The organism is Actinocatenispora sera, from assembly GCF_018324685.1.
Lineage (GTDB): Bacteria > Actinomycetota > Actinomycetes > Mycobacteriales > Micromonosporaceae > Actinocatenispora > Actinocatenispora sera.
In genome coordinates this window covers 4,284,306-4,311,055 of record NZ_AP023354.1, presented here as the reverse complement: position 1 = coordinate 4,311,055, position 26,750 = coordinate 4,284,306, and the positions used below count along the sequence as shown (strand labels likewise).

The 26,750-nt window shown below is 72.2% G+C and carries 21 protein-coding genes; 11 read left to right on the top strand and 10 right to left on the bottom strand.

What is annotated here, in order from left to right:
- Positions 1-57: 57 nt before the first annotated feature.
- Entirely contained in the window at positions 58-1,458 is a 1,401-nt protein-coding gene (locus Asera_RS20530; protein WP_035295390.1) for an aminotransferase-like domain-containing protein, read from the bottom strand.
- A gap of 70 nt (positions 1,459-1,528) precedes the next feature.
- Here Asera_RS20530 and Asera_RS20525 point away from each other — a divergent pair, with 70 nt between their 5' ends.
- Together Asera_RS20525 and Asera_RS20520 are read left to right on the top strand one after the other, a co-directional pair.
- Entirely contained in the window at positions 1,529-2,755 is a 1,227-nt protein-coding gene (locus tag Asera_RS20525; RefSeq protein WP_030444595.1) for an aminotransferase class V-fold PLP-dependent enzyme, read from the top strand.
- Positions 2,752-4,020, top strand: a complete 1,269-nt coding sequence (locus tag Asera_RS20520) for an MFS transporter (protein WP_035295393.1) — start codon at positions 2,752-2,754, stop codon at positions 4,018-4,020. Before Asera_RS20525 ends, Asera_RS20520 begins: the two co-directional genes overlap by 4 nt.
- Positions 4,021-4,140: 120 nt before the next feature.
- Here the strand turns inward: Asera_RS20520 and Asera_RS20515 are convergent, their stop codons facing one another.
- The 3 genes from Asera_RS20515 to Asera_RS20505 form a co-directional block, all read right to left on the bottom strand.
- Positions 4,141-4,542: a PPOX class F420-dependent oxidoreductase gene (locus tag Asera_RS20515; RefSeq protein ID WP_030444597.1), complete on the bottom strand. Its 402-nt coding sequence runs from the start codon at positions 4,540-4,542 to the stop codon at positions 4,141-4,143.
- 92 nt (positions 4,543-4,634) lie between these two features.
- On the bottom strand, positions 4,635-5,834 hold the full coding sequence (locus Asera_RS20510; protein WP_211255477.1) for a biopolymer transporter Tol: 1,200 nt from the start codon (positions 5,832-5,834) through the stop codon (positions 4,635-4,637).
- Between the two features lie 78 nt (positions 5,835-5,912).
- Positions 5,913-6,932 carry an aldo/keto reductase gene (locus Asera_RS20505; protein WP_030444599.1) on the bottom strand — a complete coding sequence of 340 codons (1,020 nt, stop codon included), beginning with the start codon at positions 6,930-6,932 and terminating at the stop codon, positions 5,913-5,915.
- A gap of 142 nt (positions 6,933-7,074) precedes the next feature.
- Here Asera_RS20505 and Asera_RS20500 point away from each other — a divergent pair, with 142 nt between their 5' ends.
- Positions 7,075-7,989 carry a LysR family transcriptional regulator gene (locus Asera_RS20500; protein ID WP_030444600.1) on the top strand — a complete coding sequence of 305 codons (915 nt, stop codon included), beginning with the start codon at positions 7,075-7,077 and terminating at the stop codon, positions 7,987-7,989.
- A 65-nt stretch (positions 7,990-8,054) separates the two neighbouring features.
- Here Asera_RS20500 and Asera_RS20495 read toward each other — a convergent pair whose 3' ends face one another.
- Complete coding sequence (locus tag Asera_RS20495) at positions 8,055-8,930, bottom strand: NlpC/P60 family protein (protein WP_211255478.1); 876 nt, start codon at positions 8,928-8,930, stop codon at positions 8,055-8,057.
- Positions 8,931-9,057: 127 nt separating this feature from the next.
- On the opposite strand from Asera_RS20495, the gene Asera_RS20490 reads away from it, so the two are divergent.
- The gene (locus Asera_RS20490) at positions 9,058-11,442 is read left to right on the top strand and encodes an ATP-binding protein (RefSeq protein ID WP_051801690.1); all 2,385 of its coding nucleotides are present in this window, start codon (positions 9,058-9,060) and stop codon (positions 11,440-11,442) included.
- A gap of 105 nt (positions 11,443-11,547) precedes the next feature.
- On the opposite strand, the gene Asera_RS20485 is transcribed toward Asera_RS20490, so the two are convergent.
- Together Asera_RS20485 and Asera_RS20480 are read right to left on the bottom strand one after the other, a co-directional pair.
- The gene (locus Asera_RS20485) at positions 11,548-12,363 is read right to left on the bottom strand and encodes an ABC transporter ATP-binding protein (protein WP_030444603.1); all 816 of its coding nucleotides are present in this window, start codon (positions 12,361-12,363) and stop codon (positions 11,548-11,550) included.
- 55 nt (positions 12,364-12,418) lie between these two features.
- Complete coding sequence (locus Asera_RS20480) at positions 12,419-14,224, bottom strand: N-acyl-D-amino-acid deacylase family protein (RefSeq protein WP_212804693.1); 1,806 nt, start codon at positions 14,222-14,224, stop codon at positions 12,419-12,421.
- A 51-nt stretch (positions 14,225-14,275) separates the two neighbouring features.
- Here Asera_RS20480 and Asera_RS20475 point away from each other — a divergent pair, with 51 nt between their 5' ends.
- The gene (locus tag Asera_RS20475; RefSeq protein WP_030444605.1) at positions 14,276-14,899 is read left to right on the top strand and encodes a TetR/AcrR family transcriptional regulator; all 624 of its coding nucleotides are present in this window, start codon (positions 14,276-14,278) and stop codon (positions 14,897-14,899) included.
- Here the strand turns inward: Asera_RS20475 and Asera_RS20470 are convergent.
- Positions 14,843-16,165, bottom strand: coding sequence for an MFS transporter (locus Asera_RS20470; RefSeq protein WP_084130929.1), 1,323 nt, complete (start codon positions 16,163-16,165; stop codon positions 14,843-14,845). The two genes, Asera_RS20475 and Asera_RS20470, sit on opposite strands and share 57 nt — an antisense overlap.
- A 181-nt stretch (positions 16,166-16,346) precedes the next feature.
- On the opposite strand from Asera_RS20470, the gene Asera_RS20465 reads away from it, so the two are divergent.
- Genes Asera_RS20465 through Asera_RS20450 form a run of 4 tightly spaced genes read left to right on the top strand, consistent with a single transcriptional unit; the run spans position 16,347 to position 21,536 of the window.
- Positions 16,347-17,174: an ATP-binding cassette domain-containing protein gene (locus tag Asera_RS20465; RefSeq protein ID WP_244843964.1), complete on the top strand. Its 828-nt coding sequence runs from the start codon at positions 16,347-16,349 to the stop codon at positions 17,172-17,174.
- Positions 17,174-19,333: a YhgE/Pip domain-containing protein gene (locus Asera_RS20460; RefSeq protein ID WP_030444608.1), complete on the top strand. Its 2,160-nt coding sequence runs from the start codon at positions 17,174-17,176 to the stop codon at positions 19,331-19,333. Before Asera_RS20465 ends, Asera_RS20460 begins: the two co-directional genes overlap by 1 nt.
- Entirely contained in the window at positions 19,334-20,050 is a 717-nt protein-coding gene (locus Asera_RS20455) for a TetR/AcrR family transcriptional regulator (RefSeq protein WP_084130930.1), read from the top strand. It begins immediately after the preceding gene.
- Positions 20,051-20,075: 25 nt separating this feature from the next.
- On the top strand, positions 20,076-21,536 hold the full coding sequence (locus Asera_RS20450; RefSeq protein ID WP_030444610.1) for an aminopeptidase P family protein: 1,461 nt from the start codon (positions 20,076-20,078) through the stop codon (positions 21,534-21,536).
- 137 nt (positions 21,537-21,673) lie between these two features.
- On the opposite strand, the gene Asera_RS20445 is transcribed toward Asera_RS20450, so the two are convergent.
- Both Asera_RS20445 and Asera_RS20440 read right to left on the bottom strand, forming a co-directional pair.
- Complete coding sequence (locus Asera_RS20445) at positions 21,674-22,258, bottom strand: Uma2 family endonuclease (RefSeq protein ID WP_030444611.1); 585 nt, start codon at positions 22,256-22,258, stop codon at positions 21,674-21,676.
- A 53-nt stretch (positions 22,259-22,311) separates the two neighbouring features.
- Positions 22,312-22,677, bottom strand: coding sequence for a VOC family protein (locus tag Asera_RS20440; RefSeq protein ID WP_030444612.1), 366 nt, complete (start codon positions 22,675-22,677; stop codon positions 22,312-22,314).
- A 265-nt stretch (positions 22,678-22,942) separates the two neighbouring features.
- On the opposite strand from Asera_RS20440, the gene Asera_RS20435 reads away from it, so the two are divergent.
- Entirely contained in the window at positions 22,943-25,723 is a 2,781-nt protein-coding gene (locus Asera_RS20435) for an aconitate hydratase (RefSeq protein ID WP_030444613.1), read from the top strand.
- A gap of 244 nt (positions 25,724-25,967) precedes the next feature.
- Positions 25,968-26,690: a transporter substrate-binding domain-containing protein gene (locus tag Asera_RS20430; RefSeq protein ID WP_030444614.1), complete on the top strand. Its 723-nt coding sequence runs from the start codon at positions 25,968-25,970 to the stop codon at positions 26,688-26,690.
- The last annotated feature ends 60 nt before the right edge of the window (positions 26,691-26,750 follow it).

Sequence of the window (26,750 nt, the reverse complement as noted above, 5' to 3'; positions counted from 1 at the left end):
GCTACTGCCGCGGGTCTGGGCAGACCAGCCTCGCTCGCGACGACGAGCGGGCGATCATCACCCGGCTCCGATCGGTGCGAGCCGGTCGACGGCCTCTTCCAGCGCGACGCTGTCGGCCGCCGCCGCGAACGAGAGTCGTACGAACGGACCGTCGGCTTCGGCGGGAAAGAATCGCTGCCCGGACTCGATGTCGACGCCCTGCTCGGAGGCACGTCGCACGATCTCGGCCGGATCGGCGTTCGGCGGGAGGCGGACCCACAGGTAGAGCCCGCCGCCCTTGCCCGCAACCGGCTCCCACTCGGGCAGTCGCGCGCGAAGGGCATCGCTCAGAATCCGGTGTCGATCGCGGAGGGCGCGCTTCAGGCCGTTGAGGTGTCCAGCCCAGCGAGGAGAGCTCGTCAGCTCGAGGGCGGCCTCCTGCATCGGCCGGCTGACGAAGAAGTCGTCCACGCGACGTGATGCCTGCAGTCGCTCGGCGACAGGACCGCGGGCAACGATCGCACCGACGCGAAGGCTGGGCGCCGCGGGCTTCGTCAGTGACGTGACCTGCACGACGGTGCCGTGAACATCATGGCCGAGAAGGCTCCGGGTGGTGCCGCCATCGTGGGAGAGATGGCGGGCGTAGTCGTCCTCGACGATGAAGGCGCGGGCTGCGTGAGCAACCTCGAGGACCGCCTGGCGTCGCGACTCGGACAGGACGATCCCGGTCGGGTTGTGGAACGTCGGCTGGCAGTACAGGAGCTGGGATCCGGTGCGGGCGAACGCCTGCCGCAGGTCGTCAGGGTCGATCCCGTCAGGTCCGAGCGGGATCGGGATGGCACGGAGGCGTGCCGCGGCGAGGGCGGCGAGGGCGCCGGGATAGGTCGGGGACTCGACGAGCACCGCGTCGCCCGGTGCACCGATGGCGCGGAACGCCATGGCGAGCGCGTTCTGGCCGCCAGTCGTGATCAGGACGTCGTCGAGCCCGACGTCGGCCGCGGTGGCCTCGGCGAAGTACGAGCGCAGCGCCGGGAGGCCGCCGGCCGGCGCGCGGTCCCACGCGTCGGGCCGGCGGGCGGCTCGCGACATCGCCGAGGCCAGCGCGCTCAGCGGCTGCAGCGACCGGTGCAGGTATCCGCCGCTCAGGCTGATCGTGCCGGGGACCGGGTCGCGCGGCGCCTCACGCAGCGCGCCGAGATCGACGCTGCGGCCGGCCAGCACGAGTGACTGCCACGCCGTGTCCGGTCGGCGGGCGCGCGCCCGCGCCGGGGGCGCAGCGACGAACGTCCCGCTGCCGGGACGGGTGACGAGCACTCCGGCGGCGCTCAGGCGCGCGACCACTTTCCCGACCGTCACCGGGCTGACCTGGTGTCGCTCGACGATCTCCCGAACCGAGGGCAGGCGCGCTCCGGGCTCGAGGGTCCGGACAAGGTCGCGCAGTGTCGACTCGAGGGTGGCTGCGCTTCCGTCTCCGGCCATGCGTCGACGATAACACTATGCAGAAAGATCGAGCCGTCGCGCTTTGCTGAGGCAAGTGATATCGTTTCAGGTGAACACACCGAATAGCGTTACTCACCGATTCACTGATGCGCTTCTCGATCGGCTCCGCGCCGAGACCCCCGGCGTCGCGAACCGGGTCCACTTCAACAACGCCGGCTGCGGCCTGATCGCGGCACCGGTTCTCGAGACCGTTCAGCAGCACCTCGAGCTCGAGGCGCACATCGGCGGCTACGAGGCGTCGGCGGCCCGCGCCGAGAGTGTGCGCGGGTTCTACGAGGAGATCGGTGCCCTGATCGGGGCGAGCGGGGACCGCATCGCCTTCGCCAGCAGCGCGACGCACGCCTACGCCACCGCGCTCTCCGCCATCCCGTTCGAGCCCGGCGACGTCGTCCTCACCACCCGCAACGACTTCATCTCCAACCAGATCGCGTTCCTGTCGCTGCGCAAGCGGGTCGGGATCGAGGTCGTCCACGCGCCCGATGTGGCCGAGGGGGGCGTCGACGTCGACGCCATGGCGGCCCTCATGCGCAAGCACCGGCCGCGCCTGGTCGCGGCGACGCACGTACCGACCAACTCGGGCCTGGTCCAGCCCGTCGCCGAGATCGGGCGCGCGGCAAGAGAACTCGACCTGCTCTACCTCGTCGACGCCTGCCAGTCCGTGGGGCAGCTGCCGGTCGACGCCACCGAGATCGGGGCGGACTTCTTGACCTCCACCTGCCGCAAGTTCCTCCGCGGCCCGCGCGGCACCGGCTTCCTGCACGTTTCCGACCGCGTGCTCGCCTCCGGCCTGGAGCCCCTGTTCATCGACATGAACGGCGCGCGCTGGTCGAGCCCGGAGTCGTACACGCCGGTCGAGACCGCCGCGCGCTTCGAAGACTGGGAGCTCTCCTACGCCACGCTCCTGGGCTCGGCCGCCGCAGCCCGCTACGCCCGCGAGATCGGCATCGAGAACATCGCTGCTCGCACCACCGGCCTGGCGGCCGCGCTCAAGGACGGGCTCGACCGGATCGCTGGCGTGCGCACGCTCGAGACCGCGCCACAGGCCAGCGGCACCGTCACCTTCACCATCGCGGGCTGGGAGGCTGCACCGTTCAAGCAGGCGATGGATCGGGCCGGGATCAACTCGGCGCTGAGCTTCCGGGAATTCGCCCAGTACGACTTCGGTGACAAGGACGTCGACTGGTGCCTGCGGCTCTCACCGCACTACTACAACACCGACGAAGAGGTGGCGACGGTCGTCTCCGTGGTCGCCGACCTCGAACGCAGGCCACGTTGAGGGCGAGCCTGTGGCGCGACCGGGACTTCGTCCGCTTCTGGTTCGGCGAGACGATCTCCCTGCTCGGCGCCCAGATCTCGGCCCTGGCCATCCCGCTCACCGCGATCGACGTGCTGGGCGCCACCGAGGGCGATGTCGGCCTGCTGCGGTTCGCCCAGCTCGCCCCGTTCCTGTTCCTGGCACTCGTCTTCGGCGTGTGGGTCGACCGGGTACACCGGCGCCCGGTGATGATCGGCGCCAACCTCGCCCGACTCGCGTGCCTGCTCGCGCTGCCGCTGCTGCACTGGGCCGGACTGCTCACCCTGCCGCTGTTGATCGCCACCGCCTGCCTCATCGGCGTCGCGACCGTGGCCTTCGACGTCAGCTGGATGTCCTTCGTCCCCTCCCTTGTCCCCGAGAAGAACCGGTTCCCCGAGGCGACCGCGAGGATCAACGCCTCCTCCTCGGCAGCCGACGTTGCCGGCCCGGGCGCGGCCGGGTTCCTGCTGAGCGTGGTCAGCGCACCGACCGCCTTGCTGGCAGACGCTGCGTCGTACCTCGTCTCGATCGCCTGCCTGGCGGGGATCCGGACCCAGGAGCCACCCGTACCACCGACGCGGCGGCGGGTCGGCCAGGAGCTTCGGGAGGGACTCGCCTGGGTCTGGGCCAACCCGATCCTTCGGTGGCTCGCCGTGGTCGGCTTCTGCGTCAACCTGTCGATGACCGCGATGTGGACCATGTTCCTCACCTTCGGCGCCATCGACCTCGACCTCTCCCCCGGCGTACTCGGCCTGGTGTTCTCGGCGGCTTCGTGCGGCGGGTTCGTGGGAGCCCTGCTGGCGGGGCCACTCACCCGGCGCTTCGCGATCGGCCGCCTCTACGTCGTGTTCCAGACCGCGCTGCTGTCCGCACCGATCCTCATCCCTCTTGCCGGAGGGTCGTCTCCCGCGGGGATGGTGGCCGTCGTCGCAGGATTCTCCATCAGCTACTTCGGGCTCGGCGTCGCCAACGTCATCATCGTGAGCCTGCGGCAGTCGGTCACCCCGCTGTGGCTGATGGGCCGGATGACGTCGGTCTTCCGTACGCTCCTCTTCGGTGGCGGAGCGATCGGCGGCCTGGTCGCCGGTGCACTGTCCGCTGGACTCGGCTCGCATGCGGGCTTGCTGGTCGTCGCAACGGCGTCGCTGCTCGTCGTGCCGATCCTTCCGTTCACGCCGGCGGCACGCCTGGCGGCCTATCCCGCGGTGGAAGAGGTCACGGTGGACGAGCTCGCGGCGCGGCGGTAAAGGTGGGCCGGCGAGCCGGGGCCCCCTCGTGGGGCTACCCGACGTCGGGAGATGACCCGGCGTGGGTGCGCACCCGGAGGGCTTCGGCGGCGGTCGGTGCGCACCGACCGCCGCGGAAGCTCACTCGGCCAGGGCGCCCCAGGCGTGCCAGCGGTCGATGGTGATCCAGGCGTTGACCCGGCCGTGCTCCCGATCCGGGTACGCGTCCCCGCCGTAGTGCCGGGACAGGCTGTCGATACCGGACAGGTCGGGGTCGGCCGCCAGCTCGACCCGGCCCTGCAGGCTGACGTGCGTGTACCAGTTGCCCTCGTCGATCACCGTCAGCGAGACGCGCGGGTCCTCCCGCAGGTAGCGCAGCCGGGCCCGGCGCTCGTCCATGTTGACCAGGATCCGGTCGCCGTCCAGCCGGTACCAGGTGGCGACCGAGACCGGCTGGCCGTCGGGGCGCACCGTGGTGATCACCGCCGGGTTCGGCTTGGCCAGCATCTCGCGCACCCGTTCGGGCAGTGGTCCGGTGGGCATGGTGTTCATCCTCTCGCGTGTCGCGATCCGCGCCGGGCGGACGCCCGGCGCGGGGCCGGCACCGGTGCCGGTGCCGCAGCGGGGCCAGTCTGTCAGGTCGGGTAGGCGACGAAGGCGAACCTGGTGGAGTCCGGCGACCAGCTGTTGACGTTCATGGTGCCCTGACCGCCGAAGACCGCGGCGACGTCGCGAACGCCGGTACCGTCGGGTCGGCAGAGCCGGACCAGCACGTCGACGTTCTCCGGGTGCCCGAGGGTGCCGGGCGGGAAGCTCACGTAGGCGAGGTGGGTGCCGTCCGGCGAGGGGTGCGGGAACCAGTTGACCCGCTCGTCGTCGGTGAGCCGGACCGGCTGGCGCCCGTCCGGCCCCACCCGGTACAGCTGGGCGTGGCCCGGCACGTCGGCGCCCCGCTCCGAGTTGAAGTAGATGCCGCCGTCCGGCGCGAACTCGGGGCCGTCGGCCGGCGAGAACCCGCTACCGAGCAGCGTGTCGGTACCGGGGCCGGCGGGGCGGGTGAACAGCCGCCGCAACGCGCCCGCGTCCGCGCCGACCCGTTCGGTACCGACGAAGGCCAGCGTCGCACCGTCGGCGCTGATGCCGTGCAGGTAGTAGCGGAAGGCGCGGGCCGGCGCCTGGTCGTCGGTGAGCCGGGTCGCGACGCCCGCGGCCACCCGGTAGAGGTGCCCGTCCTGCGCGGAGACGTACACCGCGGTGCCGTCCGGCGCGAGCACGTGGTCGTTGTTGATCGGCGGCACGTCGCCCAGCTCGATCGGCTCGGGTTCGCCACCCTCGACCGGGATCCGGTACAGCCCGCCGTCGGCGTTGACGACCAGGTACCGCCCGTCTGCGCTCCAGTTCGGCGCCTCGAACAGCATCGTGGTCGAGGCGTACACCAGTTGCGGTTTCGTGTCGACGCCCGCCACGTACAGCTCGGCGCGCTGCCCCGGCGCCAACACCCTGCCCACGATGCCCCTCTCCGCGCCGGTCCGGCCGCCGGCTGCCCTCGATCGCCGACACACTACCGACGTACGGGTCGGGTGGCCCGGCGGCTCGACCGTTCGGGCGGCGTCGTAGCCACCCATCGGCCCGGTGGCGCGGCCGTGCGCCCGTGCCGCCAGCAGGAAGTAGCCGGACCGCAGCGCGGCGTTGAACCGTGCCATGTCCGACCGGTGCTCGTCGCCGGCCGCCTCCCACCGCTCGCGCAGTCCGGGCCGGGACGGGAAGAAGGTCGGCTGGTGCTGGTGGTGGTGGTCACGGTCCGCAGCGAGGATCGCGTTGACCGGCGCGCCCATCGTCTTGGCGCCGTTGAAACGATCACGCCCCGGATCGTCGAACGGTCCGGGGCGGGGTCGTTCAGCCGGCTTCGGCCGTCACAGGTCGCGGTGGCGCTGATGCACGCCGGGAGCGCCGTACGGGTAGTCCGCCATCACCGGCGCGCTCGCATCGGTGAGCGTCTGCTGCTCCCGCTCGGACAGCCGCAGGTCGTCCGCGGCCAGGTTGTCGGTGAGCTGCTCGACCGTACGGGCGCCGAGAATCACCGAGGTCACCGCCGGCCGGTCGCGCAGCCAGGCGAGCGCCACCTGCGCCATCGACACGCCGCGCTCCTCGGCCACCGACCGCACCGCGTCCACCACCCGCCAGGTGCGCTCCTGATCGTTGCGCCGCTGGTACGCCTCCTGGCCGCGCTCCGGGTTCTCCCCCAGCCGGGTCGCGCCGGTCGGCGTGGTGTCGCGCTGGTACTTGCCGGTCAGCCAGCCGCCACCGAGCGGCGACCAGGGCAGGATGCCGATGTTCTCGTTGCGGCACACATCGACCAGTTCGAACTCGATGTCGCGAACGAGCAGATTGTACTGCGGTTGCAGGGTGACGATCGGCGCGAGATGCAGGAACTCGGTCAGCAGCGCTGCCTTCTGCAACTGCCAGCCGAGGAAATTGCTCACCCCGACGTAGCGGATCTTGCCGGCGCGTACCGCGTCGTCGAAGAACCGCAGCGTCTCCGGAAGCGGCGTGAGCGCATCGAACGCGTGCGCCTGGTACAGGTCGATCGCGTCGGTGCCCAGCCGGCTCAGGCTCGCGTCCAGCGCGCGGGTCAGGTTGACCCGGCTCAACCCCAGGTCGTTCTTGCCCTCGCCCATCGGAAAGCGGCCCTTGGTGGCGAGCACCACGGCGTCGCGGGCGCCGGGTCGCTTGGCGAACCAGCGACCGATGATCTCCTCGGAGACGCCGCGCGAGTAGACGTTCGCGGTGTCGACGAAGTTGCCGCCCTGCTCCAGGTAGAAGTCCAGCTGCGCGTGCGCCACCTCCTCGCTGCTCTCCGCACCGAAGGTCATCGTGCCCAGACACATCGTCGACACCACGGTGCCGGTCCCGCCCAGCGTCCGGTACTGCATGCTTCGCCTCCTGCTCCCCCGCGACCCGGGTGGCCGCCGCCCTCCGTTGTACTTTGGTCCCGGCTGTTTGAGCTGTCCAACAGAAGAAAACGATGCGATCGATCACCACCGCTGCTGATTCGCGCGGTGCGCGGGAGTGTTGATGGAGCTGCGCCAGATCGAGTACTTCGTGGCCGTCGCCGAGGAACGGCACTTCACCCGCGCCGCGGCCCGGATGCACGTCGCCCAGTCCGGACTGTCCGCGTCGATCCGGGCACTGGAGCGCGACCTCGGCGCCGCGCTGTTCGTCCGCTCGACCCGGCGGGTGGAGCTGACCGAGGCCGGCCGGGCGCTGCTCGCCGAGGCCCGCCGCACCCTGCACACCGTCACCGCGGCGCGCGAGGCGGTCGCCGCGGTGCAGGGTCTGCTGCGCGGCAACCTCGCCGTCGGCACGATCCAGTGCCTCGGCGGCATCGACCTGCCCCGCGCCCTCGGCCGGTTCCGGACCGCCCACCCGGGCGTACGGATCGCGCTGCGCCAGGGCAGCTCACCCGACCTGATCGACCAGGTACGTGGTGGTGCGCTGGACCTCGCGTTCGTGTCCGAGCCGCCGGACGGCTCGGCCGCCGCGGTCACCCTCACCCCGTTGGAGCAGCAGCCGATGGTGCTCGCCTGCGCGCCCGGCCACCCGCTCGGTGCCGCCGGCGCGGTGGCGCTGGCCGAACTCGACACCGAGACGTACGTGGACTTCGCGCCCGGGTGGGTCACCCGCGACGTGACCGACCACGCGCTGCGGCGCGCCGGGCTGTCCCGGCGGGTCGCGCTGGAGGTCAACGACGTGCACACGCTGCTCGACCTGGTCGCCCAGGGCCTCGGCGTGGCGCTGGTACCGGAGTCGTTCCGGCACAAGCAGACCAGCGCGCGGTTCGTCCCGGTCGCCGGTACCGCACCGGTGTGGCGCACCGCGATCGCCACCACCACCGACCGCGACCCCAGCGCCGCCACCCGCGCCTTCCTCACCGCCGAGGGCATCGGGCGGATCGGCCCGGCGGCCACTACACGTTCGTGCGCACGCTGACACGACCGGTCCCGGGCACGCCCGGGTGAACCGGACGAGCCCGGGACCGACGCGCTACCGGTCGATCAGCCGCAGTGGCTCCACGCGCTGGTCCACGAGGAGCTCTGGTAGCTGCCGCCCCACTTCACGCAGGCCGAGGGCGCGTACTTGCGCACCGGCCCCGCGTACGAGACGTAGCTGCCGGTGTCCGATCCGGACGTACCGTTCTGCACGGCGAGATGGGCGCCCATCGACTTCGAGCCGTACGCGTTGTGCGCCAGGGTCACCACGCAGTTCTTCTTGGTCGAGCCGTTCCAGGACAGGTAGATCGTCGCGTACCCGAGGTTGTGCATCCCGATGTAGTAGTAGCCGGCACCGCACACCGTGGTCGGTGCGTAGGTGTTGGGGTGGCCGGCCGTGTGGTCGTTGACGATCTTGTTGTAGCGGTACGCGCCGTAGCCGGTGTGCCCGCTGAGGCTCCACTTGTAGTGGAGCATGTCGTTGGTCGGGTTGGCCTCCTCGATCACCCAGAACGTGCCCGCGCTCTTGTCGATCCACTTCTCGAACATCGCGGTGTGGTTGTTGGGGTCGTCGAGGATGTCGCCCGCCATCAGGTTGCTCTTGGAGATCTTCGTACTGACGTCCGGCAGCGTCCACGTGGTCCGGCTGGAGCCCAGGTGCCAGGCCATGGAGACGAAGCCGGAGCAGTCCTGCCGGTACGTCTTGCTGTGGCTCGGATCCTGGTGGTACGAGCTCTGGCTGTACTGGACGTTCTTGTCCAGCCAGTCACGGGCCCGCGCCATCACCTCGGAGCGGGTGATGCTCCCGCCGATCGACGACGCGTGCGCGGCGGTGGTGGCCAGCGGCGAGACGACCGCGAAGAACGACGCGGCCAGCGTGCCGAGAACGGCGAGCACCAGGATCCGGGCGGTCAGGGTACGGGGACGGGCTGATTCAGGCATGTGCACCATCTCCTCCGAACGAGAGATCTGCCCGAACGGGGCTGGCACCCAGGCAATCAGGCTCATAAAGTCCGGTCTAGATCTTCGGATGATCCCGGACGGATCCGTACGAGGTCGGAGGTGGCGCGTGTCCAGTCCAGCCGCGGTCCCGCAACACCGGCCGGATCCCGCCGGCCCGCCCGAAGCCACCGCCGACGACCTCGCCGCGGTCACCGACGTCGCCACGCTGGCCCGGGAACTGCACCGCGCCAAGGTCACCGCCGGCAACCCGTCGTTCGCCCAGCTGGCGAAGCGCTGCGGCCTGCCCCGGTCCACGATCGCCGACGCGTTCAGCCCGCAGCGGGCACACCCACCGGCGCTGACGGTGCTGCGGCACACCCTGCTGGCGCTGGGGGTCGACCCGACCCGGTTGGCCTGCTGGGAGGCTGCCTGGCGCCGGGCCAGCACGCCCGAGCAGCCGACCGAGGCGGTCGAGCAGCACCGGGTGGTGCCGCGGCAGCTGCCCGCCGACGTGCCCGGCTTCGTCGGGCGGGCGGACGCGCTCGCCGCACTCGACGCGGTGTCGGTCGCACCGGACACCGCCCGGCTGGCACTGGTCTGCGGCATGGGCGGGGTCGGCAAGACCGGGCTGGTCGGCCACTGGGCGCACCGCGCGGCGTCCCGGTTCCCGGGCGGCCAACTCTGGATCAACCTGCACGGCTTCGACGGCAGCGACCCGGTGACGCCCGCGGCGGCGCTGGGTCAGCTGCTGCGCGGGCTGCTGCCGGTGGATGCACCGATCCCCGGCGGCGAGCCGGAACGCGCTGCGCTGCTGCGCAGCCTGCTCGCCGACCGGCAGATCCTGCTGGTACTGGACAACGCGCACTCCGCCGACTGCGTCCGGGTGCTGCTGCCCGGCGATGCCGCCTGCATGACCGTGGTCACCAGCCGCAACGCGCTGGCCGGGCTGGTCGCCCGGGACGGGGCGCGGCGTACCGTGCTCCGGCCGTTGTCGGCCGGCGAGGCCACGGCGCTGCTCACCGGTGCACTCGGTGAGCCTCCCGCCGCCCAGCGGCCGGCGCTGACCCGGCTCGCCGCGCGCTGCGGGCGGCTGCCGCTGGCCATGCGGGTGGCCGCCGAGGTGGTGAGCGCCCAACCCGACCTGCCGCTCACCGAGCTGATCCGCGACCTCGAATCGCACGGCGCGCTGGCCTACCTGGACGCGACCGCCGACGCCGACACCTCGCTGCGGGCGGTGTTCGCCGCATCGTGCGCCCGGCTGCCGGCGGACGCCCGGCACGCCTTCCGGGTACTGGGCGGCTACCCGGGCCGCGACCTGGACCTGCACGCGATGGCGGCGCTGACCGACGGACCGCCGACCCGGGCCCGGCAGCTGCTGAACGTGCTGGCCCGCAGCCACCTGCTCGAACCGACCGGCCAGAACCGGTACGCGATGCACGACCTGACCCGGGCGTACGCCGGCGAGCTCGCCGACGACCAGACCGGCGAGCGGCCCGTCGACCGCGACGCCGCGCTGCACCGGCTGCTCGACCACTACCTCGTCGCCGCGGCGCAGGCGCGCCGGTCGGCGTTCCCGGACGACAGCCGCGAGGTGGGGGTACCGGCCGCGCCGGCCGCACCGCGGTTCGCCACCGCGGCGCAGGCGCTCGGCTGGTACGACACCGAGCTGCCGAACATCTGCGCGGCGCTGCACCGGCCCGGCGCGTCGACGCCGCAGGTGCTCGCGCTCGCCACCCTGCTCGACCAGTACCTGAGCCGGCAGGGGCACTGGGCCGAGGCGCTCGACGTGCACCGACTCGCGCACGCCCGCGCCGAGGCGGCCGGCGACCCGCTCGGGGCGGCCCGGGCCGAGGCCCGGATCGGCCGCACCCTGTGCCAGCTCGGCCACTACGACGAGGCGTACCGGCAGCTCACCCGGGCCCGCGAGGTCCTGCCGGAGGCCGAACGAGCGGTGGAGGCGGCCACCAGCACGCTGGGGATCGCCGCCGGCAAGCTCGGCAGCTTCGACGAGGCGGCGGAGCTGCACCGGCAGCAGATCGACGAGCACACCCGCTGCTTCGGGCTCACCCCACCGCTGGGCCGGCACTGGGCGAACCTGAGCTTCGCGCTCGCCCGCCTCGGCGAGCTGGACCAGGCGGAAGCGGCTCTGCACCAGGCGCTGACCGTCTCGCGCGGCACCCACGACCGCCGGGACGAGTGCTCGGTGTACGAGAACCTCGCCGTCGTGCACCTGCGTCGGCAGGACTTCGCCGGCGCGGTGCGGTGGGCCGAGCGGGCCGTGCGGATGTTCGAGTCGCTGCCCGGCTACCTCGACCTGATCACCGCGCTGAACACGTACGGCGTCGCGCTGGCCGGTGTCGGCCGCCGGGACGAGGCGCTCGCCAGCCACACCCGCGCGCTGCGGCTGTGCGAACGCATCGGCGACCGCTTCGAGGCCCAGCGGGCCCAGGACGCCATCCGGGCTCTGCATGCCAGCAGCGCGTCCCCACCGGCCGGCCCCGACGCGGATTGACCGTGGTCGGCGCCCCTGACGCCCTCCGCGGCGGTGTGTCCGGTGCGGCCGACTCGGGCCGCCGAGCCCGGCGACCCTCCGCGGCCGGGTATCCGCCGGCGGCGGTCAGCACCGTGCCGGCGCGACGCTCCGGCCGGCACGCGCGGTCCAGCGACCGTCCACCCGGTCGATCCGGACCGGGTGGTCGAAGCAGGCGCTGACGGGCTCGGTGCGCAGCACCTCCGCCACCGGCCCGGCGGCGACCAGCCGGCCGGCCCGGATCAGAGCCGCATGGGTGGTGCTGGCCGGCAGCTCCTCGAGATGATGGGTGACCAGGACGGTGGACAGCCAGGGATCGGTGTGCCGCAACGCATCCAGGCTCTCCAGCAGCTGCTCGCGGGCGGCCAGGTCGAGGCCGGTCGCCGGCTCGTCGAGCAGCAGCAGCTTCGGCTCGGCGACCAGCGCCCGGGCGATCAGAGCCCGGCCCCGCTCGCCCTGCGACAGGGTGGGCCAGCGCGCGTCCACCCGGTGGCGGAGGCCGAGATCGTCGACCAGCCGGCGCGCCCGGGCGAGCTGCGCGTCGCTGGGTCGCCACCGCGGCACCGGCTCGACCGTGTTCGTCACCCCGGTCAGTACCACCTCCAGCAGCGACAGCGGGGCGCCGGGGCGGTGTCGCGGATCGACGTGACCCAACTGGGTACGCAGCCAGCGCAGGTCGACGCGGCCCAGCCGCCGGCCGAGCACCTCGACGCGGCCCCGGGTCGGGTGCACCTGCGCGCCGAGCAGGCTGAGCATGGTGGACTTGCCGGCACCGTTCGCGCCGAGCAGCGCCCAGTGCTCCCCGGCCCGTACGGTCAGCGACACCGCGTCGAGCAGCAGGTTGCCGTCGCGGACCAGGTCCACCTCCGACATCCGCAGCACCGGCGCGTCCCCCGTCGTCATGCCCGGCAACGTACGCGGTGCCGGGCGTCCCACCGCGACCGGCGGGGACCGGTTCTCACCCCGTGATACCGCCCGTCCCACACCCGGATCGTGGCGGCCGCGGTGCCACGCCCCGGCTCGCCGGCAGCACCCGACCGGCCCGCAGGGTGGTCCCGAAACCTTCGGCGAACCGCCCGTACTCGTACACCACTCGGCCACCGACCACCGTTGCGGCGACCGCGTCGTCGTTGCGGTTGACCATCCGGCGCAACCCGCCGAACGCCGGCATCGGCTCCTCGTGGTACTCCTGCGGCAGGTCCGCGACCCCGGCCGGGTCCAGCACCGCGACGTCGGCGCGGCCGCCCACGCGCAGGTGCCCGGCGTCGATCCCGTACCAGTCGCCGAGCTCGCCGGTGAGCCGGTGCACGGCGGCCGGCAGTGGCAGGAACGGCGCGCCGGACCGCTGCGCCCGGTACACCCGCTGCAGCAGCCGCAGTCCGTGGTTGTAGAAGGCCATGTTGCGCAGGTGCGCGCCGGAGTCGGCGAAGCCGAGCTGGATCTGCGGACTGCGCGCGATCCGGTCCAGCACCGCCGGCCGGTGGTTGGCGATGGTGGTGCGCCAGCGCAACGCCGGGCCGTGCGCCACCACGAGGTCCAAAAACGCGTCGGTCGCGGCGATCCGCCGCCTGGCGCCGACGTCGGCGAACGAGAGACCGACCACCGAGTCGTCCGGGCAGCCGACGATCTCGGCGTCGGACAGGTCCCGGTGCCACACCCGGGCGCCGAACCGCTTCGCGCAGTCGCGCCGGAACCAGCGTCGGTAATCCTCGTCGGCGAGCAGCCGGCCACGGGCGATCTCGTCACGGACGTTCAGCGCCGCCGCGCCGGAGCCGAACTCCTCGAAGACCACCAGGTCGACCCCGTCCGCGTACACCTCGAACGGGACGGGCAGGTGCTGCCAGCGCACGTCGCAGCGCCCCAGCCGGTTCGCCGCCCGGGTGGCCGCGGTCAGCAACCGGATCAGGCCCGGGTTCGCCTTGATGTCGGCCGCCGACAGCAAGGAGGTGTGCAGCGGCGTGCGGTGCAGAAGCCCGGCGCTCTGGGCGAAGAACCGGGCGACCTCGGCCCGGCGGGTCAGGTTCGGCGTGCACTGCAGGACACGCCCCCGGTCCCGCAGGATCGCGTTGAGCGCCCCGTACTCGCGCCAGGTGGCGTACGTGGACGGCAGTTGCCGGGCCGGGTAGCGCACCCCGTCGAGCTTGGAGAAGCTGCTGCGGATGGTGGACAGCCCGGCGAATCCGGCGTCCAGTGCCGCGGTGAGCTTCTCGCGCATCGCGGCCAGTTCGGCTCCACTGGGCCGTTGGGTGGCATCGACTGCGCGCGCCAGGCCCAGCACCGCGACCCGCAGGTCGGAGTGGCCGATCAGGGCGGCCACGTTGGCGCCGAGCGGCCGGGCGCCCAGCGCGGCCAGGTACGAGGCGGGGTCGGCCCAGTCACGGTGCCGCTTGACCGCATCGTGCACGGCCTCCCACGGCACCGCCTCCACCCGGGCGAACAGGTCCGCGCAGTCCTGCGCGTCGGCGTACACGGTGGACAGCGAGCAGTTGCCGATCAGCACCGTGGTCACCCCGTGCCGGACCGACTCACCGAGACCCGGCTCGACCAGTACCTCGGCGTCGTAGTGGGTGTGCACGTCGAGCAGGCCCGGCAGTACCCACCTGCCCGTGCCGTCGAGCTCACGTGGCGCGGGCGGCAGCGGTACCGGGCTGATCGCGGTGATGCGGTCGGCGGTGACACCAAGGTCGGCACGTACCGGATCGGAGCCGGCGCCGTCGAACACCAGCCCGCCGCGGATCACCAGCTCGTGGTCGGACATCGCCACCTCGCAACTCGATACTGATCGGTATCCAATACCGAGCAGTATCCTCTTGCCATGGCCACCGTCAAGCCCCGCCAGCGCCGCACCCCACGCCATGAGGTACGCGACCGGGTCCTCGCCGCCGCCGCCCGGGTCTTCGCCGACCGCGGCTTCGCCGCCGCAAGCATCGACGAGGTCGCGGCCGCGGCCGGGTTCACCAAGGGCGCCGTCTACTCCAACTTCGGCAGCAAGGACGAGCTGTTCTTCGCGCTGCTGGACGAACAGATCGCGACCCGGACCGCGCTGGTCACCGAGCTGTCCGCCGATCCGCCGGCGGACCCCGGCGACCTGGTGCGCGCGGCCGGCGACCGGCTGACGGCGGCGATGGCCGGCAACCGCGAGTGGCAACTGCTGTTCTTGGAGTACTGGCTACGCGCGCTGCGGGACGAGCCCACCCGCCGCCGCTTCGTCGAGTACCGACGGGAGCTGCTGACCTCGCTGACGAGCGCGGTGGCCGACCTGCTCGGCGACGCCGGGATCACCGACCCCGCGCCAGCCCGCGAACTGGTGCTGCTCGCGATCGGGCTGTCCAACGGGCTGGCGTTGGAGGAGTTGCCCGCACCGGGCACCGTGCCGGCCGGGCTACTCGGTGACGCGCTCGCCGCCTACCTCGTCCGGCCGCGCCCCGCCGCCCGCTGACGGCGCGGTGGCGGGCACGTCGGATCGCTTGGTGGTGGGCAGGTCGCGCAGCCGGCGCACCGGCGACAGCACCAGGAACAGGCTGGCGGCGAGGACCGCGAGGCCGCTCACCAGCAGCGTGGTGCGCAACCCGAACAGGGTGCCGAGCGCCCCGCCGGCCAGCGCGCCGAGCGGCATCACGCCGTAGGTCATCAGTTGCATGGTGGCGTTGACCCGGCCGAGCAGGCGGTCCGGGCACAGCTGCTGGCGGGCGGTCACCGCCAGCACGTGCCGGGTGATGATCGTGAACGCGGTGAGCCCGCCGGCGAGGACATACCAGGCGAGGCCGAACCCGGGCCCGGTCAGCGGGTACAGCAGGAAGCCGACGCCGTTGAGCACGGTGGACAGCCACAGCGCGCGGGCGGTGCCGAGCCGGCGGGCGATGCGCCCGGTCAGCGCCGACGAGGCGAGTGCGCCGAGCAACCCGACGGTGCCCAGCAGCCCGATCACGCCGGGCGTCAGGTGTACCTCGCGGACCAGGAACACCATCATGATCGCCTGGTTCGCGGCCTGGAAGAACAGCACGGTCGCGGTGTTGCCGGCGATGGCGGCGAGGATCGGCTGGCCGAACACGAACCGGACCCCTTCCCCGATCTCACCCAGCAGCCGCGGCCGGGCGGGCCGGGCGGGGCGCGGTTCACCGGTGCGGATGGTGGCGAGCCACAGCGCCGACCACAGGTAGCTGACCGCGTCGATCGCGATCGCCACCGGCGCGGTGAACAGCTGCACCAGGTACCCGCCTCCGACCGAGCCGGCGACGGCGGCGATCGAGGTGTTGCTCGCCAGCCGCGAGTTGCCCTCGACCAGCTGCGCCCGGCCGATCAGCCGCGGCAGGTACGTGGTGTGCGCGGTGTCGAAGAAGACGGTGCCGATGCCGGCGGCGAACGCCACGAGGTAGAGCTGCGGCAGGCCGAGCACACCGAACAGCGCCGCCACCGGGATCGAGCCGAGCAGCGCGAACCGGGCCAGGTCGGCGACGAGCATCACCGGCCGGCAGCGCATCCGGTCGACCAGGGCACCGGCGAACAGGCCGAGCAGCAGCGAGGCGGCGGTCTCCGCGGCGGACAGCGCCGCGGCCTGGAAGGTACTGGCGTCCAGGGTGATCACGGCGAGCAGCGGCAGGGCCATCATGCTCAGCCGGGTGCCGAGCTGGCTGGCCAGGTCGGCGATCCACAGGTGGCGGAAGTCGTGCTCGCGGAGCAGGCCGCCGGGTCCTCTCTCGGTCACCCGAGAGATCCTCGCGATGAAGTTGAGTGCACTCAACTCAACCTTGAGATCCGATGCCAAAACTTGATAATGCCCGACTCAACTCTGCCGAAGTGACCGGTGAGTAACGACACGAAACCGCGCATCGCCGGCGCGCTCGCGCTAAGTTTTTGTACGGAGCGGTCAGTTTTTGGAGGCGACGGTGGCGCAGCATCGACAGCAGGACACCTCGCCCGGCGCCCGGATCAGGGCCGCCGGGTTGGGCCTCAACACCCGGCGCGGCTGGGTGTTCCGGGACGTCGAGCTGGACGTCGCGCCGGGCGAGCTCGTCGCGGTCACCGGCGCCGCCGGCAGCGGCCGGACCAGCCTGCTGCTCGCGGTCGCCGGCCGGTTCGCGATCAACCGTGGCAGCCTGTCGGTCGCCGGTCATCCGCTGCCGCGGACCGCGCCCGCGGTGCAGCGACTCGCCGCGCTCGGCCTGGTGCGCGGTGCGCACGAGCCGGAGCCGGCGCTGACCGTCACCGAACACGTGCGCGAGCGGCTGGCACTGCTCGGCCTCGGCCCGTGGCAGCCACGCCGGCGCCGGACGTACGCGCGCGAGCTGGTCACCGGGACCGGCGTCGACCTGGACCCCGACGCGCTCGGCCGCGACCTCGACCCGTACCGGCGGCAGCTGCTGTGCCTGCTGCTCGCCGAGCTGACGGCACCGCGGCTGATCGTGGCCGACGACGTGGACGGCGGTACCGACAGCACCGAGCGCGCCGAGCTGTGGCGGGTGCTGCGGGAGCGGGCCGACGCCGGGGTCACCGTGCTCGCCTCCTGCCGGGAGGCCGGCGAGGCCCCCGTCGACCAGACCGTCCGGCTGAGCCACCGACCGGCCGAACCGGCCGCCGACGACGCGGGATCCCCTGGAGCCGCCGACGACGAGCCCACCGCGCCGCAAGACCGGCCGGGCGGAGGGCCGACACCCGCCGTACCGGCGCAGGGCGAGCCCGCCACCGTCGAGCTCGACGCGCAGGGGGCGGCGTGATGCGTACCGCGGGGCTGGCCGGACTGGAGTTGCGGCGGTTCACCCGGGCGCCGCTGACCCGGGCCGCGATCGGTGCACTGGCGCTGATCCCCCTGCTGTACTCGGGGCTGTACCTGTGGGCTTTCTGGAACCCGTACGGCGAGCTGAAGCGCATCCCGGTCGCGGTGGTGAACCAGGACCGGCCGGCCCACCAGCCGGGCGGCAAGCCACTCGCCGCCGGTGACGAGCTGGTCGACCAGCTGGTCGACCGGCACGTCTTCGACTGGCACGCCACCAGCGCGGCGCAAGCCCGGAAGGGGCTCGCCGACGGCGACTACCTGATGACGTTCACCATCCCCGCCGGGTTCTCGACCGCGCTGGTCTCGCCGTCGCACGAGGCGCCGCCGCAGCGAGGCCGGCTGCGGCTGACCACCGACGACGCGAACAACTACCTGGCCGGGGTGATCGGCAAGAGCGCGTTCGCCGAGATCCGTACCGCGGCGGCCAACAGCGCGGCGAGCCGGTACTTCGACCAGATGTACCTGGCGTTCGGCACCCTGCACGACTCCACCGGTCAGGCCGCGGACGGTGCCGGCCAGCTCGCCGACGGCGCGGGCGACGCGAAGCACGGCGCCGACGCGCTCCGGGACGGATCGGCCAGCGCGAAGAAGGGAGCGGACAGCCTCGCCGACGGCATCGCGCAGGCACATCGCGGCGCCGCCGACCTGACCACCGGGCTGATCGCGCTCAACTCGGGCGCGGCGAAGCTGGACACCGGCGCCCGCCAGGCCGCCACCGGTACCCGGAAGCTCGCGTCCACTGTGGACAAAGTGACCGGCCGGGTGGAGCCGTTCCTGCGCGACAACGCCGGTTCGATCCACGACTCGGCGCTGCTGCTCGCCGACGGCGCCGACGCGGTCGCCAAACACATCGACGACCTCCCCGGGTACGTCGACGAGGCGGTGACCCGAACCGAGGCGGTGCGCGACGCGCTCGACGCGTACGCGAAGAAGCATCCGGAGGCGGCGAACGACCCGGAGTTCACCAAGGCACGGCAGGCGGCCGGCGATGCGGTCAAGGCGGCGAAGTCGGCGCAGCACGAGCTCGACGCCGACGCCGGCAGCCTCAAGAAGGTCAAGGCGGACGCGACGCAGGTCGCGAAGACCGCCCGCGAGGTGGCGAAGAAGGCACCGCAGCTGGCCGACGACGTCGCCGGTGCGCGGGACAAGATCGACAAGCTGGCCGACGGGGTGGGCGAGCTCGCCACCGGCGCGCACCAGCTGCACCAGGGCACCGCCAAGGCCGCCCGCGGCGGCAAGCAACTGCAGAGCGGGCTGTACCAGCTGTCCACCGGCGCGCAGCAGCTCGACGGCGGGCTCGGCAGCCTCTCGGCCGGCGCCGGACGGCTCGCCGGCGGGGTGTCGAAGCTGTCCGACGGGGCGACCACCCTCGCCGACGGGCTCGCCGACGGCGCGAAGCGGATCCCCGACTACGACGCCGCGCAGCGCGCGCAGCGCTCCGACGTGATAGCCGACCCGATCGACCTGCAGCGCGCCACCAGGCATGCCGCCGCGAGCTACGGCGAGGGCTTCGCCCCGTACTTCCTGGGTCTGTCGCTGTGGGTCGGCGCGATGGTCGGGTACATGCTGCTGCGGCCGGTGACCCGGCGGCACCTGGTGTCCGGTGCACCCGCCTGGCGGGTCGCCGCGGCCGGCTGGCTGCCGGCGGTGGGAGTCGGCGTGGTGCAGGCCGGCATCCTGGAGCTGGTGCTGTCCGCCACCCTCGGTCTTCATCCGGTACGGCCGGTCGCGATGCTCGCGTTCCTCGCCGCCGCGGTGGTCGCCTACACCGGGCTGCAGCAGCTGTTCGGCGCGGCGCTCGGGGCCGCCGGCCGGGTGCTCACGCTGGTACTGCTGATCACCCAGCTGGTCACCGCCGGCGGCACGTACCCGTTGCAGACCTCGCCGGCGATCCTCGGCGCGATCCACCCGTACCTGCCGATGTCGTACGTGGTCGACTGCCTGCGCCACCTGATCAGCGGCGGGTCGACGGGCATGGTGCTGCGCGGAGCCGGCATCCTGGTGGGGTTCGGGGCCGCCGCGTTCGCGGCGACCTGCCTGGTGGTCCGGCGCTCCCGCCGCCTGACCCCGACGAAGCTGCATCCCGATCTGGAGCTGTGAATGAAGCAGGCCGACCGCCGCGACGCCACCCGGGACAAGCTGTACGCGGCGGCGGTCGAGCTGATCGCCGAGCAGGGCTTCGCGGCCACCACGGTCGACGCGATCGCCGAGGCGGCCGGCGTCGCGAAGGGCACCGTCTACTACAACTTCGGCTCCAAGACCGCGCTGTTCGAGCAGTTGCTGACGCACGGGGTGGCTCGGCTCACCGAGCGGCTGCGGGAAGCTAGTGCCGGGCTGGCGCCCGGCGAAGCGGTCACCGCGCTGGTCGCCGCGCAGCTGGCGTACCTGCGCGACTACCGGGCGTTCGCGCAGCTGCTGCTCAGCGAGATGTGGCGGACCAACAACCAGTGGCACCAGACCGTGGCGCTGGTGCGCGGCGAGGTGATCGGCACGATCGGCGAGGTGATCGGGGCCGGGGTGGCGTCGGGCGAGTTCGCCGCCGACCTGGACGTCGGGCTCGCCGCGTCGGCGCTGTTCGGGGTGGCGCTGGTGGTCGGGGTCGACTGGCTGGTGTTCCAGCCGGAGCGCGACATCGACGACGTGCTGGCCGGGCTGTCCGCGATCGTGGCGAGCCGGCTGCGTCCGGCACCGGAGCCCGGCCGGCGTCACGCATCGGAGGACGGTCAGCGCCCCGGGACGCGGCCCGGGCCGCGTCCCGGATCAACGGCGGGCGATATACCGTCGGGGGATCCGACCCCGGGCGATACGGTCGGGTGATGGTGCACGTGAGGAGAGGCAGGGCATGAGCGACGAGCAGGCCAAGGGACGCAGCCACGACCCGGCATTCCCGGAGAATTACCTCAAGTTCATGCGGGAAGGCTGGGCCGACTCGGAGCTGACCGGCCTCGCCGCGCTCGACCAGGTGCCGTGCCACTCGCGCCGGCGCGAGCAGCTGTCCCGCGCGTTCCCCGGCGAGACGCTGGTGATCCCGACCGGCCGGGAGAAGGTCCGCAACAACGACTGCTTCTACCCGTTCCGGCCGGGCAGCGACTTCGCCTACCTGACCGGCGAGTTCGACCCGGACTCGGTGCTGGTCCTGCGGCCGGTCGCCGGCGGCCACGACGCCGTGCTGTACGGGCACCCCCGGTCGCCGCGCGACACCGACGAGTTCTTCCGCGACGCGCAGTACGGCGAGCTGTGGGTCGGGCGCCGGCACAGCCTGGCGGAGAAGTCCACCCTGCTCGGCGTGGAGACCGCCGACGTGAAGGACCTGGAGAAGGTGCTCGGCGACCTCGATCCGGCCCGCACCCGGGTGTTGCGCGGATACGACGCGGGCGTGGACGGCAGGATCGCGGTCACCGGCGACGGCGACGAGGCCGGCGCCCGTGACCGGGAACTGGCCCACACGCTGTCCGAGCTGCGACTGGTCAAGGACGAGTGGGAGATCGCCCAGCTGCAGGACGCGATCGACGCCACCGTGCTCGGCTTCGAGGACGTGGTGCGCGCGCTGCCGGCCGACCGGGGAGTACCGGAGCGGTTGCTGGAGGGGATCTTCGGGCTGCGCGCCCGCGTCGCCGGCAACGCCGTCGGCTACGACTCGATCGTCGCCGCCGGGTCGCACGCCACCACGCTGCACTGGGTGCGCAACGACGGCCGGACCGCGCCGGGCGACCTGCTGCTGATGGACATGGGCATCGAGAACAACCAGCTCTACACCGCCGACGTGACCCGCACGGTACCGGTGAACGGTCAGTTCACGCCGCTGCAGCGGGAGGTGTACTCGATCGTCTACGCCGCGCAGCAGGCCGGCATGGACCACGTCCGGCCCGGCGTGAAGTTCTCCGACGTGCACCTGACCGCGATGCGGGTGCTCGCCGAGGGGCTGGAGTCGCTCGGCATCCTGTCCTCGGCCGAGGAGGCGCTGGACAAGGAGAACATGTACTACCGGCGCTGGACCCTGCACGGCCTGAGCCACATGCTCGGCCTGGACGTGCACGACTGCGCCGCGGCACGCAAGGAGCACTACAAGGATGGCGAGCTGAAGGAGGGCTACGTGCTGACCGTCGAGCCGGGCCTCTACTTCCAGCCGGACGACGAGAAGGTGCCGGCCGAGCTGCGCGGTCTCGGCATCCGGATCGAGGACGACGTGCTGGTCACCGCGACCGGTGCGAAGAACCTGTCCGCCGGTCTGCCGCGCAAGGCCGACGAGGTCGAGGCCTGGGTCGCGCAGCAGCGCAACGCCGGCCCCCGCCTCCCGCTGTAGTCACCGCGGCCCGCTGACCGGAGCGATCCGGTCAGCGGGCCGGAAACCCGGCCGTCTCGATGGCGAACCCGAACGATCTCCGCGCGCCAACGGGTCGGGAGGCTCAGGTCCCACAGACATCCAGCAACCCTTCGACGTCACCGGCCTGGGGGGAACTGCGATGTGTCGATCTCCACATCGAACGGCGCGGGCAGCCGAATGCTCTTTCCGAACGGAACCCGGACGGATTCCGCGTAGTCACCGTTCTCAGGATCGGCGAACAGCGTCACCGTGGGGTTGGGCCTCTCCCAACGGTCGACCAGAAGGTAGAGCGGCACGTGCCCGTGCGCGTAGCCCCACCGCTTCGCCTTACGGTCGTGATCGGCGTTGTCCTTCGACGTGATCTCCACCGCGAGCAGTACGTGCTCGGCACTGATCTCTGGTTCGTCGGTGACCAGCGCAGCACGGGGCACGACGACAAGATCCGGGATGTACCCCTTGCCGATGGCGTCGATCCGCACACCCAGCGTCTGCAGGATCCCCGCGTCGGACGGTCGCCCCGACCGCAGCACGTCGTCGATCAGGTCGGCGATCAGGTTGTGCGGTGGCGACGGCGGTGGAGTCACCGTGATGCTCCCGTTGAAGATGACCTCAGCCCGCCAACCGGTCGGCAGGTCGATCTCGCGCCAGGCACGCAGCCACCTCTCCCCGTTGCCCGGGACATCGACGGCAGCGGTACTCATCCGTGCCACCACCTTCCGTCTCGTGGGCTCTCGGGAAGACTAACGACCTCACGCTACAACGAGCTTTGGCCGATGGGCTGGAGGAACTCGAGGCGGTTGCCGTGGCAGTCGGCGGTGTGGAACCGGCGCATGCCGGGGAAGTTGTCGTCCCAGTCGACCGGGCGGCCGGCGGCGGTGAGCCGGTCGGCGAGGGTGTCCAGGTCGGGCCAGATCAGGCCGGGATGCGCCTTGCGCGCCGGACGGAAGTCGACCTCGACGCCGAGGTGCAGTTCGATGCCGTGGCCGCGGAACCAGCAGCCGCCGCGGGCGGCCAGTACCGGCGGCTTGGGGATCTCGGCGAGCCCGAGCACGCCGGTGTAGAAGGCGCGCAGCGCGTCCTCCGAGCCGGCCGGGCAGGACAGCTGGACGTGGTGGATCATCGCGGCCTCCTCGGGCGTCCGAACCTGGTGTCGAACCTGGGTGTCGGATTCGGGCTGTCCGAACCAGGGTCGGAACCGGCTGTCGGAATCGGGCTGTCCGAACCTCGCGGAAGCAGCATGACCCGGGTTGCGCGAAATAGCAAGACGGACGTACGGTTTACTTCAGTGAACCGGCTGCCGACACACCCGCTGAGGCTTGCCTAAGTAGGGCGGTGACCGGCCAGTACGCGAGACTGCAAGACATACCTGAGCGAAGGAGTACGACGTGGCGAGCCTCGACACCTTCGGCGCGAAGAGCAGCCTGCAGGTAGGTGACGACACCTACGAGATCTATCGGTTGGACGCGGTCGACGGGCAGGCCCGCCTGCCGTACAGCCTGAAGATCCTGCTGGAGAACCTGCTGCGCACCGAGGACGGCGCGAACATCACCGCCGACCACATCCGGGCCCTGGCCGGCTGGGACCCCGACGCCCAGCCCAGCGTGGAGATCCAGTACACGCCGGCCCGGGTGCTGATGCAGGACTTCACCGGCGTGCCGTGCATCGTCGATCTCGCCACCATGCGCGAGGCGGTGCGCGAGCTGGGCGGCGACACCGGCAAGGTCAACCCGCTGGCCCCGTCCGAGCTGGTCATCGACCACTCGGTGATCGCCGACATCTTCGGCCGCGAGGACGCGTTCGAGCGCAACGTCGAGCTGGAGTACGGCCGCAACCGCGAGCGCTACCAGTTCCTGCGCTGGGGCCAGACCGCGTTCGACGACTTCAAGGTCGTGCCGCCGGGCACCGGCATCGTGCACCAGGTCAACATCGAGTACCTGGCGCGCACCGTGTTCGCCCGCGACGGGGTGGCCTACCCGGACACCCTGGTCGGTACCGACTCGCACACCACGATGGTCAACGGCCTCGGCGTGCTGGGCTGGGGCGTGGGCGGCATCGAGGCCGAGGCCGCGATGCTCGGCCAGCCGGTGTCGATGCTGATCCCGCGGGTGGTCGGGTTCAAGCTGTCCGGTCAGCTGCCGGACGGCGCGACCGCGACCGACCTGGTGCTGACCATCACCGAGATGCTGCGCAAGCACGGCGTGGTCGGCAAGTTCGTCGAGTTCTACGGGCCGGGCGTCTCGGCGGTCCCGCTGGCCAACCGGGCCACCATCGGCAACATGAGCCCCGAGTACGGGTCGACCTGCGCGATCTTCCCGATCGATGCGGAGACCGTGCGCTACCTGCGGCTGACCGGGCGGGACGAGAAGCAGATCGCCCTGGTCGAGTCGTACGCGCGGGAGCAGGGGCTGTGGCACGACCCGGCCGCCGAGCCGGACTACTCCGAGCGGCTGGAACTGGATCTGTCCACCGTGGAGCCCTCGCTCGCCGGGCCGAAGCGCCCGCAGGACCGGGTGCCGCTGGCGAGCGCGAAGTCGATGTTCCGCAACACGCTCAAGGACTACGTGACCGACGAGGCGACCGACGAGCAGCTCGGCGGGCAGGACGAGGCGGACGCCGAGTCGTTCCCGGCCAGCGACTCCCCCGCGTTCTCCGGTGACGACGCCTCCGGCGCACCGCGGGTGCCGTCCGCGGCCAAGGACGGCCGGCCGAGCAAGCCGGTGCGGGTGACCGACGAGAACGGTACCGAGTTCGAGCTGGACCACGGCGCGGTCGTGATCGCCGCGATCACCTCCTGCACCAACACGTCCAACCCACAGGTGATGGTCGGCGCCGCGCTGCTGGCGAAGGCCGCGGTCGAGCGCGGGCTGAACCGCAAGCCGTGGGTCAAGACCACGCTCGCGCCGGGCTCGAAGGTGGTCATGGACTACTACGAGCGCGCTGGCCTCACGCCCTACCTCGACAAGCTCGGCTTCAACCTGGTCGGGTACGGCTGCACCACCTGCATCGGCAACTCCGGCCCGCTGCCCGACGCGATCAGCGCCGCGGTCAACGACAACGACCTGACCGCCATCTCGGTGCTGTCCGGCAACCGCAACTTCGAGGGCCGGATCAACCCGGACGTCAAGATGAACTACCTGGCCTCGCCGCCGCTGGTGGTCGCGTACGCGCTCGCCGGCACGATGGACATCGACTTCGAGACCGAACCGGTCGGTACCGACACCGAGGGCAAGCCGGTGTTCCTGCGCGAGCTGTGGCCGTCCGGGATCGAGATCGAGAACGTGATCGGCACGGCGCTCGCGTCCGAGATGTTCTCCTCGGACTACGCCGACGTGTTCGCCGGCGACCAGCGCTGGCAGTCGCTGCCGACCCCGACCGGTGACACGTTCGCCTGGGCCGACGAGTCGACCTACGTGCGCAAGCCCCCGTACTTCGAGGGCATGGCCCGGGACCCGCAGCCGGTCGGCGACATCGCCGGCGCGCGGGTGCTGGCGAAGCTGGGCGACTCGGTGACCACCGACCACATCTCGCCGGCCGGCGCGATCAAGCCCGACTCCCCCGCCGGCAGGTACCTCACCGAGCACGGCGTCGAGCGGCGCGACTTCAACTCGTACGGGTCGCGGCGCGGCAACCACGAGGTGATGATCCGCGGCACGTTCGCGAACATCCGGCTGCGCAACCAGCTGGTGCCGGGCGTCGAGGGTGGGTTCACCAAGGACTTCACCACCGGCGAGCAGGCGACCATCTACGACGCCGCGCAGAGCTACGCGGCCGCGGGCACCCCGCTGGTCATCCTGGCCGGCAAGGAGTACGGCTCGGGTTCGTCCCGCGACTGGGCGGCGAAGGGCACCGTGCTGCTGGGCGTGCGGGCGGTCATCGCCGAGTCGTTCGAGCGCATCCACCGCTCCAACCTGATCGGCATGGGCGTGCTGCCGCTGCAGTTCCCGGAGGGGCAGAACGCCGACTCGCTCGGGCTGACCGGCGAGGAGACGTTCGCGATCAGCGGCATCACCGCGCTCAACGACGGTACGACGCCGGGCACGGTGCACGTGACCGCCGGCGACGTCGAGTTCGACGCGGTGGTGCGGATCGACACCCCCGGTGAGGCCGACTACTACCGGCACGGCGGCATCCTGCAGTACGTGCTGCGCAAGATGCTGACCCACTGATCCACCCGTACCACCGACGAGAGCGGCGGCCGTCCACACCGGACGGTCGCCGCTCTCGTCTGCATGCCGGTCGGCCCGTGCGCAGCGGGCCGGCCGGCGGGTACGGGACCGCGTCGACCCCGCACCACCACTCATCGGATGCCACGCTAGCTCACCGGCTCGGCGAGCGGATCTCCTCGGCGCGGAGTCCCGGTCGATGCGGCCAGGCCGGTGCGGGAGCCGGGCTGCCCGGTAGGGTCGGGGAATGGTGGATGTCGATGTCGACGTGCTCGCCGATCTGGCGCCGACCGGGGCGTTGCGGGCGTCGATCAACCTGGGGAACCCGGTGCTGGCGCAGGGTTCGGCGGACGCGCCCGGCGGGGTGACGGTGGAGATCGCGCGGGCGGTCGCCGACCGGCTCGGCGTGCCGGTGCGGTTCGTCTGCTTCGACGCGGCACGCAAGTCGTACCAGGCGATGGCATCCGGGGACGCGGACATCTGCTTCCTCGCCATCGAGCCGGCGCGCGAGGCGGAGGTGGCGTTCACCGCGCCGTACGTGGTGATCGAGGGCGTGTTCGCGGTGCCGCAGGGCTCGCCGCTGCACACCGTCGCCGACGTGGACGCGCCCGGCGTGCGGATCGCGGTCAAGCAGGGCTCCGCCTACGACCTCTACCTGACTCGCACGCTGCGGCACGCGACGCTGGTGCGCGGCGCGGAGTCGCTCGACGCGTTCCGCGCCGGCGGCGCCGAGGCGGTGGCCGGCATCCGGCAGCCGCTGACCGCCACAGTCGACGAGGACCCGTCCCTGCGGCTGATCGACGAGCGGTTCATGCAGATCCGGCAGGCGGTCGGCACCACCCGGGACCGGAAGCCGGGGACGGTCGAGTTCCTGCACTCGACCGTCGAGGCGCTCAAGGCCGACGGCACCGTCGCCGCCGCGCTGCGCCGCTCGGGCCAGTCGGAGAGCCTGCTCGCCCCACCGGCATAGCGGTTCGATCCGCTCGCTGTCCACAGTGGACAATCCAATCAGCGGGCGCGACGCGAGCGG